At 73.2% G+C, this 10,766-nt stretch carries 9 protein-coding genes; 6 read left to right on the top strand and 3 right to left on the bottom strand.

Features of this window, described 5'->3' with window-relative positions:
• Nucleotides 1-90 precede the first annotated feature (90 nt).
• The 3 genes from ACWEBX_RS20710 to hmgA are packed head-to-tail and all read right to left on the bottom strand — an operon-like array spanning nucleotide 91 to nucleotide 3,489.
• Nucleotides 91-1,308 (bottom strand): type ISP restriction/modification enzyme, encoded by a 1,218-nt coding sequence (locus ACWEBX_RS20710; protein WP_451886293.1) that lies wholly within the window; start codon nucleotides 1,306-1,308, stop codon nucleotides 91-93.
• 41 nt (nucleotides 1,309-1,349) lie between these two features.
• Nucleotides 1,350-2,099, bottom strand: a complete 750-nt coding sequence (locus ACWEBX_RS20705; protein ID WP_355769767.1) for a GntR family transcriptional regulator — start codon at nucleotides 2,097-2,099, stop codon at nucleotides 1,350-1,352.
• 49 nt (nucleotides 2,100-2,148) lie between these two features.
• Entirely contained in the window at nucleotides 2,149-3,489 is a 1,341-nt protein-coding gene (hmgA, locus tag ACWEBX_RS20700) for a homogentisate 1,2-dioxygenase (protein ID WP_451886292.1), read from the bottom strand.
• Between the two features lie 192 nt (nucleotides 3,490-3,681).
• Between hmgA and ACWEBX_RS20695 the strand changes: the two genes are divergently transcribed.
• The 6 genes from ACWEBX_RS20695 to ACWEBX_RS20670 all read left to right on the top strand — a co-directional run bounded on the left by ACWEBX_RS20695 (nucleotide 3,682) and on the right by ACWEBX_RS20670 (nucleotide 10,704).
• Nucleotides 3,682-4,191: a hypothetical protein gene (locus ACWEBX_RS20695; RefSeq protein WP_451886291.1), complete on the top strand. Its 510-nt coding sequence runs from the start codon at nucleotides 3,682-3,684 to the stop codon at nucleotides 4,189-4,191.
• Between the two features lie 235 nt (nucleotides 4,192-4,426).
• Entirely contained in the window at nucleotides 4,427-5,044 is a 618-nt protein-coding gene (locus tag ACWEBX_RS20690) for a TetR family transcriptional regulator (protein ID WP_451886290.1), read from the top strand.
• A 142-nt stretch (nucleotides 5,045-5,186) separates the two neighbouring features.
• The gene (locus ACWEBX_RS20685) at nucleotides 5,187-7,445 is read left to right on the top strand and encodes a molybdopterin oxidoreductase family protein (protein WP_451886289.1); all 2,259 of its coding nucleotides are present in this window, start codon (nucleotides 5,187-5,189) and stop codon (nucleotides 7,443-7,445) included.
• A gap of 152 nt (nucleotides 7,446-7,597) precedes the next feature.
• Nucleotides 7,598-8,359, top strand: a complete 762-nt coding sequence (locus ACWEBX_RS20680; protein WP_451886288.1) for a hypothetical protein — start codon at nucleotides 7,598-7,600, stop codon at nucleotides 8,357-8,359.
• A 49-nt stretch (nucleotides 8,360-8,408) separates the two neighbouring features.
• Entirely contained in the window at nucleotides 8,409-9,122 is a 714-nt protein-coding gene (locus ACWEBX_RS20675) for a class F sortase (protein ID WP_451886287.1), read from the top strand.
• 238 nt (nucleotides 9,123-9,360) lie between these two features.
• Complete coding sequence (locus ACWEBX_RS20670; RefSeq protein WP_451886286.1) at nucleotides 9,361-10,704, top strand: ABC transporter ATP-binding protein; 1,344 nt, start codon at nucleotides 9,361-9,363, stop codon at nucleotides 10,702-10,704.
• Nucleotides 10,705-10,766 lie beyond the last annotated feature (62 nt).

The raw sequence follows: 10,766 nt of genomic DNA, 5'->3' as shown, positions 1-10,766 counted from the left end.
AGTACATCCAGTACAAGGACTTCCGGCCGGCACACCGAGAGCACGCACCGGGCGCCGCTCCTTGACGGGCAAACGTTGCCTGCCGCGGCACTAGATCAGCGCGAACTGGCCCTCCGGACCCTCTTCGTGGTGGTCGAGCACCGAGGCGGGGCGGAGTGCCGCGGCCGGGACGGGGAGCACACCGGCCGTGCGCAGTTCCGTCCGGGTGATCGGTGAGCGCGGCTCCAACGCGGCCTGCTGGGGCCGCAGTTCCGCGAGGAGGGCGAGCACCGTGACGAGTTCGAGGAGTTCGGACGTCCACGCCTGCGGCCAGCCGGCCGGACCGATCGCCTCCAGCGTGCCCGGCTCGCTCGCCCCGGTCCGTGCCGCGAACCACTGTTCCAGCACGCGCACGCCGCCGACCTCGAAGTCCCAGGCCTCGGGCGGCACGGGCGAGATCCTGCCCTCGCCGAGGTGCAGGGACTCCTCGGCGCGGTCGTAGTACGGGTCGGTGAGGAGAGGGCCCGTGGCCGGCCGGGCTCCCCGGGGGAGGGTGGTGGACAGCGGCGCGCGCACGTAGGGGCGCCGGCCGCCGGGAAGTTTGGGGCGCTCACCGTCGCGCCGCATCAGCCGCAGCATGCGCCGCCCCAACTCGACGCCGTGGGACCACACGTCCGGGTCGGCGGTGAGCGGGACCAGGCAGCCGTCCCGGCCGTGCCGCGCGACCGCCAGCGTCCAGGCGAGGACGTCGACGGGCGCGGGCGTGCCTCCGAGACGCGCGCCCAGATACTCCAACAGGCCCGGCGCCAGGTTCGGTTCGCGGCCGCCTGGGCGCCGGTAGAGAGGACGTACCCGCCCGCCGCGGCCCGCGCTCAGCGGCAGCAGGGACGCGGCCAGCAGCGCCGGACCGGAGGACTCGGGCACCGGGGTCTGCTCGACGGCGAAGACCTGCTCCTCACCCGCCACCCGCCACAGCTCGGGGCGGGCCGAGTCGATCAGCCTGTGGTCGGGAATCAGCCACTGCTCGTCGAAGGGGGCGCTCAGCACGCGCACCGGCGCCGGGCAGGGGTCCGACACCCGTGCGAGGCGGGCCGTTCCGCTGGACTGGCCCGGGAGCTGGGCGACCGCGGAGTGCGTCGTGCGCGCCCGCGTCGGCCCGAACAGTGCCTCGCGGTCCTCCCCCTCGGCCCGTACGAGGGCGTCCCAGCGTGCTTTCAGGGATGCCGCGTCGGGGGCCGTCGGCCACCTCCGGCCCAGCCTCGGCGGTGCGACGGACCACGGCATGAGATCCGCGAGCAGCGGAGCGGCGTCGGACGTCACGCTCGGCATCGTACGACGCGGGCGCCGCTCGCCGTCCCCGTACGTCATCGTCAGTGCGCGTCGAGGGTGACCGTGAACGAGAAGCGGTCGCCCCGGTAGTGGATGACGGCCACGTCCAGCGCCTGCCCGTCCGTGCCGTGGATGACGCCCGTGTAGCGCAGGATCGGGCTGAGCAGCGGCACTTGGAGCAGCCGCGCCGTCTCCGGGTCCGCGAGCGTGGCCTCCACCGTGTCGGTGATCCGGCTGATGCCGACGCCGAGCACGTCCCGCAGCACCTTGGTCATCGGCCAGCGGATCAGATCCTCCCGGTCGATGCGGTCGGCCAGCTCCGGCCGGAGGTAGTTGCGCGCGTGGTTCGTCGGTTCGCCCGTCGTCTCGTCGCTGCGCAGCCGGTGGTACGTCGCGACCTCGTCCACATCCGGGAAGAATTCCGCCAGTTCGCCGGAAACGGGCGCCTTCCCCTGGTCCAGCAGCTCGGTCGTCATGCCCGACTGCTGGGCCACGATCGCGTCCACCGAGCCGAGCAGCCGCACCGGCGCGCCCCGCCGGGCGCTCGGCTCGATGAACGTGCCCCGCCGACGGTGCCGGGTGATGAGACCCTCGACCTCCAGTTCCTTGAGCGCCTGCCGCATGGTCAGCACGCTCACCCCGTAATGCCCCGCGAGCTGCTCCTCGGTGGGCAGGCGCAGGGGATCCTGAGGGGTGCGGCCGAGTATGGACGCACGCAGGGACTGCGACACCTGATACCACAGCGGCAGCTTGCGGTTCAGGACGATCGAATCGGGAGCGAAGGAGGTCACGAGGGTATCCGTACCGGTCGCGGGCGTGGAAGGCAACGGCCGGTGCCGCTCAGTCGGCCGGACGGAAGTGCCGTCCGAGCCCCTTCCACACGTCGTCGTAGCCACGCTGGAGATGTTCCGCCCCGGCCGCCTGGGCCGTCGCGGTCACCGGCCACCGGGTCTCGAACATGAACGCCAGACCGTCGTCGATCTTCTGCGGCCTCAGCTCGGCGGCGCTGGCGCGGAGGAAGGTCTCCTCGTCCGGTCCGTGCGCCGACATCATGTTGTGCAGCGAGCCGCCGCCCGGCACGAAGCCCTCCGCCTTCGCGTCGTACGCGCCCTCGATGAGCCCCATGTACTCGCTCATCACGTTCCGGTGGAAGTACGGGGGCCGGAACGTGTCCTCGCCCACCAGCCAGCGCGGCGCGAACACGACGAAGTCGACGCCGGCCAGCCCCGGGGTGTCGGACGGCGAGGTGAGCACCGTGAAGATCGAGGGGTCCGGGTGGTCGTAGCTGATGGAGCCGATCACATTGAAACGGTGCAGGTCGTAGACGTACGGCACGTGGTTGCCGTGCCAGGCGACGACGTCCAGCGGCGAGTGGTCGTACGTTGCCGTCCAGAGGTTGCCGCAGAACTTGTTCACCACCTCGACCGGGCCCTCGACGTCCTCGTACGCGGCGACCGGGGCGAGGAAGTCACGGGCGTTGGCGAGGCCGTTGGCGCCGATCGGGCCGAGGTCGGGGAGCTGGAAGGGCGCCCCGTAGTTCTCGCACACATACCCCCGGGAGCCGCGGCCGCGCCCGCCCTCCGGTGCCGTGTCCAGCAGCTCCACCCGGAAGCGCACCCCCCGGGGGATCAGCGCGATCTGGCCCGGTTCCACATGCAGCAGGCCGAACTCGGTGCGCAGGAGCAGTCCGCCGCGCTCCGGCACGATCAGCAGCTCGCCGTCGGCGTCGCTGAACACCCGCTCCATCGACGCGTTGGCGTGGTAGAGGTGCACCGCGATCCCGGTGCGCTGACTCGCGTCGCCGTTGCCGCCCAGGGTCCACAGGCCCGCGAGGAAGTCCGTCCCGGCGGGGGGCTCGGGCAGCGGGTTCCAGCGCAGCCGGTTCGGATCGGGCACCGTCTCCGTGAACGGCGCCGTCCGCACCGCGCCGTTGTCGGCGCGGGTGAAGGCGGGGTGCGCGGCCGACGGCCGGATCCGGTACAGCCACGAACGCCGGTTGGACGCCCTCGGCTCGGTGAACGCCGAGCCGCTGAGCTGCTCCGCGTACAGGCCGAGCGGGGCGCGCTGCGGCGCGTTGCGGCCGTGCGGCAGGGCCCCCGGGACCGCCTCCGAGCTGTGTTCGTTGCCGAATCCGGTGAGGTAGGCCAGCCCCTCGGCCGTCTTCCTCGCGTCCCCGCTCATGATCGCTCCCTCGCGCCTGATTCCTATGCATCACCGTAGGATTCACTTCCGCCCCGCGCAAGAGGCGGACCGGTTCGGTCGCGGGTTTGGCCGGATGTGCCAAGGGACTAGTCCTGAAGGGCGTCCGCGGGCTGGAAGAACCCGACTTCAGGGGGATCCGGCCAGGACGGGCCTTGTTCTACGCTCCCGCACATGCGGTGGACACGTGCTCTGCTCGCCGCGCTCGCGGTCTGCGCCCTGTCCGGCGGGACCGTGGGCTGCGGCACCGGTGACGCGCACGAGCGGGAGACCAGGATCTCGGCCTCGCCCGTGGGCACGTTGCTCGACGAGATGGACGAGGAGGGACGGCTCTACCGTGAGGTGGGCAGGAAGGGGGCACCCGAGGTCGCGATCGAGATCCAGCCGGACTCCGCCACCGGCTGGGACGTGCGGCTGACCGTCCGCAACTTCGCCTTCTCGCCCGCGGGTACGCGCGCCGTGCCGGCCGCCGGGCGCGGCATCGCCCACCTGTACGTCGACGGCCGTACCGTCGCGCGGCTGCGCACCGCCGAGTGCCACCTGGCCGAGGACCTGGTGCCGCGCGGCACCCACCACGTCACCGTGCGGCTGTACGCGGACGACGGCACCGTGTGGGCCGTCCGCGGCAAGCCCGTGGAGAGCACGGCCGACATCACGGCCTCGGGTTCCGCCGCGGAGGGCTGACGCCGACGGCCCCGCGGGCCGGCGTGGTGCGCCCGGACGTCCTCGCGGAAGCCCGGCGTCGTGCGCCCGTACGCCGTCGAGGGCGCCGGGGTCCGGGGCGCGCCGCGTGGTCACGGCACGGAGACGCCCGCCGGAAACGAGGGGTCACGGCCCGCGGGTGCGTACCGATGAGTGGGCACGGCACGCAGGTGCGTACTGATGGGCGAGGTTCACCTGACCCCGGCGGAAAGGCATCATGAAGAGCGTGCCCCATGCGACATCGCTCCGCAGAGCGCCCGTACAGCGGCGTAGCGCAGAACGACTGACCAGAATCCTCGACGCCTGTGCCGACCTCCTCGACGAGGTGGGCTACGACGGGCTGAGCACACGGGCCGTGGCCCAGCGGGCCGGTGTGCCCATCGGCTCCGTCTACCGCTTCTTCGGCAACAAGCGGGCGATGGCCGACGCGCTCGCCCAGCGCAACCTGGAGCTCTACACCGAGCGCGTCGGCCAGAGCCTGCGCGAGGCGGACGGGGGAGACTGGCGGGCCGCGATGGACGCGGTGCTCGACGAATACCTGGCCATGAAGCGCACCGCGCCGGGCTTCTCCCTCGTCGACTTCGGCAACCAGATCCCCGTCGGCGCCCGGTACGCCGAGCCCAACACCCGGGTCGCCGACCGTCTCACCGACCTGCTCTCCGGCTATCTCGACCGCACCCCGGACGACGATCTGCGCCGCTGCTTCCTTGTGGCCGTCGAGAGCGCCGACACCCTGGTCCACCTCGCCTTCCGGGTCGATCCGGAAGGGGACGAACGGATCATCGAGGAGACGCGCGAACTGCTCCGGGCTTATCTGGCCAGGGTCCTCGACTAGCCGGACCCCTGCCCCCGGGGCCGTTTCCGTCCGTGTGCCGAAATTCGACGTGACCACCGCCATGCCCTCCCCGTCATGCGTACCGGTCGGTATGCTCGCTCGCGTCCGTGTGCCATCACAGCCACCGCCTCCGGGAGGACCCGTGTCCCGTACCTCCGGCACCACCCCCGACTCCCGAACCGCGCTGCGCGTCTGCCCCCTGTGCGAAGCCACCTGTGGGCTCACCCTGACCATCGAGGGCACCCGGGTGACCGGCGCCCGGGGTGACCGCGACGACGTGTTCAGCAAGGGCTTCATCTGCCCGAAGGGCGCCGCCTTCGGCGCCGCCGACGGCGACCCCGACCGGCTGCGCACCCCCCTCGTCCGCGAGGACGGCGAACTGCGCGAGGCCACCTGGGAGGAGGCCTTCGGCGCCGTGGCCGCCGGACTGCGCCCGGTCGTCGAGCGGTACGGGCCGCACGCCCTCGGCGTCGTCCTCGGCAACCCGAACGTGCACACCATGGCGGGCGCCCTCTATCCGGCCGTCCTGCTCGGCGCCCTGCGCACGCACAGCGTCTTCTCCGCCTCCACGCTCGATCAGATGCCCAAGCACGTGTCGAGCGGCCTGCTGTACGGAGACGCCAACGCGATCCCCGTGCCGGACCTGGACCACACCGACCACCTGCTGCTCATCGGCGCCAACCCGCTGGAGTCCAACGGAAGTCTGTGCACCGCCCCCGACTTCCCCGGCCGGCTCCGCGCGCTGCGGGCCCGCGGCGGCACGCTGACCGTCATCGACCCGCGCCGCACCCGCACGGCCAAGCTCGCCGACCGCCATGTGTCCATCCGTCCCGGCACCGACGCGATGCTCCTCGCCGCGATGGCGTACGTCCTGTTCGAGGAGAAGCTCGTCGACCTCGGCGCGCTCGCCCCGCATGTCCAGGGTGTCGACGAACTCCCGGACGCGCTGCGGGACTTCACCCCCGAGGCGGCGAGCGCGGCCTGCGATGTGGACGCCGGCACGATCCGGGAGCTGGCGCGCGAGCTGGCCGCCGCGCCCACCGCCGCCGTCTACGGCCGCATCGGTAGCTGCACCGTCCCGCACGGCACCCTGGCGAGCTGGCTGGTGGACGTCCTCAACATCCTCACCGGCAACCTCGACCGGCCCGGCGGCGCCCTCTTCCCGACGGCCGCCACCGACCGGACCCCCCGTCCGGCGGGCCCCGGTCACGGCTTCGCGCTCGGCCGCTGGCACAGCCGCGTGAGCCGGCACCCGGAGGCCAAGGGCGAACTGCCGCTGGCCGCCCTCGCGGAGGAGATAGACACCCCGACCGAGGACGGCAGCCCGGTCCGCGCCGTCATCGCCGTCGCCGCCAACCCCGTCCTGTCCGCGCCCGACGGCCTCCGGCTCGACAAGGCCCTCGAATCGCTGGACTTCATGGTCAGTGTCGACCCGTACCTGAACGAGACCTCGCGCCACGCCCACGTCGTCCTGCCGCCGCCCCCGCCCTCCCGGAGCGCGCACCACGACTTCGCGTTCAACACCCTCGCCGTCCGCAACCAGGTCCGCTACAACCGCCCCGCCGTCCCCCTGGAGGAGGGCCGGATGGCGGAGACCGAGATCCTCGCCCGGCTCGTCCTCGCCGCGACCGGCATGCACGGCGCCGACCCGTCCGCCGTGGACACCATGGTCGTCGAGGGCACCCTCGCCAAGGCGGTCGGGGACACCGCCTCGCCGGTGCACGGACGCGACCCGCGGGAACTCGCCGCCGCCCTCACCGGCGAGAGCGGCCCCGAGCGCCGGCTCGACATGATGCTGCGCCTCGGCCCGTACGGCGACGGCTTCGGCGCGCGCCCCGACGGCCTGACCCTGGACCGGCTGCTGGCACACCCGCACGGCATCGACCTCGGACCGCTCGCCTCCTGCCTGCCGCGCCGGCTCAAGACCCGCAGCGGGAGGATCGAGCTGCTTCCCGAGCCGATCGCGGGCGATCTGCCGCGGCTGCGGGACGCGCTGCGCGAACGCCCGGCGGCGATCGTCCTCGTCGGCCGCCGTCATCTGCGCTCCAACAACAGCTGGATGCACAACGTCCCCGCGCTCACCGGCGGTTCCAACCGCTGCACCCTGCACATCCACCCCGAGGACGCCGCCCGGCTGGGGCTCGCGGACGGCTCCGCCGTGCGCGTCAAGGGCGCCGGGGGAGAGGTGACCGCGCCGGTGGAGGTCACCGACACCGTGCGGCGCGGGGTGGTGAGCCTTCCGCACGGCTGGGGGCACGACCGCCCCGGCACCCGGATGAGTCACGCCTCCCTGGACCCCGGCGTCAACGTCAACCAGCTTCTCGACGGCTCGTTGCTCGACCCGCTGTCCGGAACGGCGGTCCTCAACGGAGTGCCCGTGGAGCTGGTGGCCTGCCCCTGATCCGGCACCCGGGCGGTGGGGCGCCCTTGCGCCGGTAGAGCGATACCTGACGGGAGTCCGGGCGCAGTTGCGGCCCTTCGTGGACCTTCTATGAGAAGTAGTCAGATGACCAGAAATTTGTATGAAGATCATCTGAATCGGAGGAGCCCCGCATGGCCACCTCGTCCCTCCCCGCGCCACAACGCGGCGCCGGTGTCCGCTCCGTGCCCCGGCGCGGCGCCGGTGCCCTCGCCGCCCTCGCGGTCGCGGGCACCGCTCTCCTCGGTGCCCCGGCCGCCGTCGCCGCCCCCGGTGACAACGGCGACGTCAAAATCCACGACGCGAACACGCGCTTCGAAAACCAGCGGGACGATCCGAAGGTCTGCCGGTTCTACCTCGACGGCTTCGGCTTCGACGCGGGGCAGCAGGTCTCCTGGTCGATCGCGCACCAGCCCGGCGCCGCGGGCGACCCCGTCCTGGCGGGCACGCTGTCCGCGTCCCAGACCGGGCGCGCCGGGACCCGCATCTTCACCCTGCCCGACGGCCAGTACAAGCTGACCTGGAACTTCCAGGGCGAGAACGGCGCGGGCAAGAGCAAGGTCTTCAAGGTCGACTGCCCCGTGAGCGCTCCGAGCGCGACGCCGACCGGGAACGGCGGACCGAGCACGGCACCCGGCCCGCAGGGCGGACCGGGCGGCGGACCCAGCGTGACGCCCAGTCAGCGGGGCGGCCCCGGCGGCCCCGGTGGACAGCAGGGCGGCCCGGGCGGCCAGCAGGGCGGCCAGGGCCCCAACGGCGGACCGCCGGCGGGCGGCGGCGGACTCGCCCACGAGCGGAACTTCTCGCCGGTGGCCGGTGCGGCGGCCGCCGGTCTCGCCGTGGCCGGGGGAGTCGTGTTCCTGCGGCTGCGCCGACGCAACCATGGCGCCGCGTAGGCAGCGTAGGCCCTGGCACCGGACGCGCGCCTACCGCCTGACGAGGACCTTGGCGGTCGTTGTCGCGCTGGTGGTGGGCGGCGTCTGGTGGACGGGGGACGACGAGCCCGCCGGGACGATGGCGTCCGGAGCCGTACGCGACGACGGCGCCGCCTCCCGGGCGCCGTCCGGGAAGGCGGGCGCCGGGCACACGCCGGACGCCCGCCCCGGCGGCGACGCACACGGCCGGCGGCATCCGTCCCCGGCCGCCCACCGGGCGGCCCGGCCCGCGCCCCCGCCCGCACCGCTGCCGCGCTCCCGGGCCGCCTCCCTGCGCATTCCCTCCCTCGGCGTCGACGCACCGGTCATCGGTCTCCGGCTGGACCGCGAACGACGGCTCACCGCCCCGCCCGTGGACGACCCGAAGCCCGTCGGCTGGTACACGAACGGCCCCTCGCCGGGCGAGCGCGGCACCGCCCTCGTCGTCGGCCATCGCGACACCCGGACGGGACCCGCCGTCTTCGCCCCGCTCGAACGCGTCCGTCCCGGCGCGCGCGTCGAGGCACGGCGCGTGGACGGGCGGACCGCCGTCTATACGGTGGACGCCGTACGAACGTACGCGAAGGCACACTTCCCCGACCAGGAGGTGTACGGCGACCGCGGGCGCCCCGAACTGCGCCTGATCACCTGCGGCGGCGCCTACGACCGAAAGGCCGGATACGCGGCCAACGTCATCGCCTTCGCCCACCTCACGCAGATCCTGGGGCGGGCCGGCCCCCGCTGAGACGAACACCGGTACGGCGTACCGCCGTTGCGCCGACGGCTCCGGTGCCCGTCCCGGCCCGACCGGTAGCCGATCGTCCGTTTCCGCCCGTACCGAACCCGCCCGTCCGATACCGCCACGTGTCTTCCCCCGGACGTGCGCGGTCCGTTAGCTTCCGTGACTCAAGGTCCCGTACGACCCGTACGGGACGACCGGCCGCGGAGCACCAGCGCCTTGCACGCCCCCGGGGGCACCTGTCATGACACGCGCCATCTCCCTGCACCACGTCAGCAAGTCGTACGCCCGCGGGCCCCGTGCCGTGGAACGGTTCTCGCTGGACATCCGGCCCGGCGAATTCCTCGTGCTGCTCGGCCCCTCGGGCTGCGGCAAGTCGACCGTGCTGAGGATGATCGCGGGACTCGAGGAGGTCACCGAGGGCGAGGTGCGCCTGGACGGGGAGTACTCCAACGACCTGCCGCCCTCCGAGCGGAACATGGCCATGGTGTTCCAGAACTTCGCCCTCTATCCGAGCATGACCAGCCGCGACAACATCGGCTTCCCGCTGCGGATCGAGACGCCCGGCGAGGACCCCCGGGCCCGGGTGGACGCCACCGCCCGGATGCTCGGCATCCAGGACCTCCTCGACCGCTTCCCCAACCAGCTCTCCGGCGGCGAGCGGCAGCGCGTCGCGATGGGCCGGGCGATAGCGCGCCACCCCTCCGCGTTCCTGATGGACGAGCCGCTGTCCAACCTCGACGCCAAACTCCGCAACCATCTGCGGGCCGAGATCTCCAAGCTCACCAGGGACCTGGGCGCCACAACGGTCTACGTCACCCACGACCAGGCCGAGGCCATGTCGCTCGGCGACCGGGTCGCCGTGATGCGCGGCGGGGTCCTCCAGCAACTGGGCACGCCCCGCACGGTCTACGCCTTGCCCGCGAACGTCTTCGTCGCCGCCTTCATCGGCACCCCGCGGATCAATCTGCTGCGCGGACTCGTCCGGGCCCCGCTCGACGGCGCCATGACGATCAGCCTCGGCAAGCAGTATCTGCGCCTGCCCGAACCCCTCTGTCTGGACCACCAGTTGCTCCGGGTGCAGCAGGGCCGCGAGGTGATCGTCGGGCTGCGCTCCGAGGCCATCCGGCTCGCCAGACCGTCGCAGGCCCGGCCCGGCGAGGTGGCGATCACCGGCCTGGTCGAGCACGTGGAGTTCCAGGGGCACGAGGTCCTCGTCCACTTCAACACGGGCTCGCGGCCCGCCTTCGTACCGGATCTGGAGTCGCCGCGCCCGTCCCGCCCGACGCGCCGGCGGCGCCGTGACGGCACCGTCCTGGAGCGGCTGCGGGGGCGCGCCGGGGCGCTGCGGGCCGGACCCGTCGTCGTCCTCGACCATCCCGCGGACGACGAGGCCGATCACGCCGGGCACACACCGCCCGAGGGGCGGCTGCCCGGCGATCTCGTCGTGCGCACCACGCCCGACCTCGACCTCCGCCACGGCATGCAGGTCCCGCTCCTCGTGGACCTGGCCCATCTGTTCGTCTTCGACCGGAGCGGCGAGCGGATCTGCCCGGCGCCGGAGCGGCTGCCCGACCTGGAGGAGTGACTCCCCGGGGCGGGTGGCGAGGACTCCCTGGGGGTGAGGTGACCGGTGCCCGTGACCTGCCG

It is taken from the genome of Streptomyces sp. NPDC005070 (assembly GCF_053600395.1).
The sequence above is the reverse complement of the archived record's forward strand: the minus strand, read 5'-3'. Positions and strand labels throughout refer to the sequence as shown.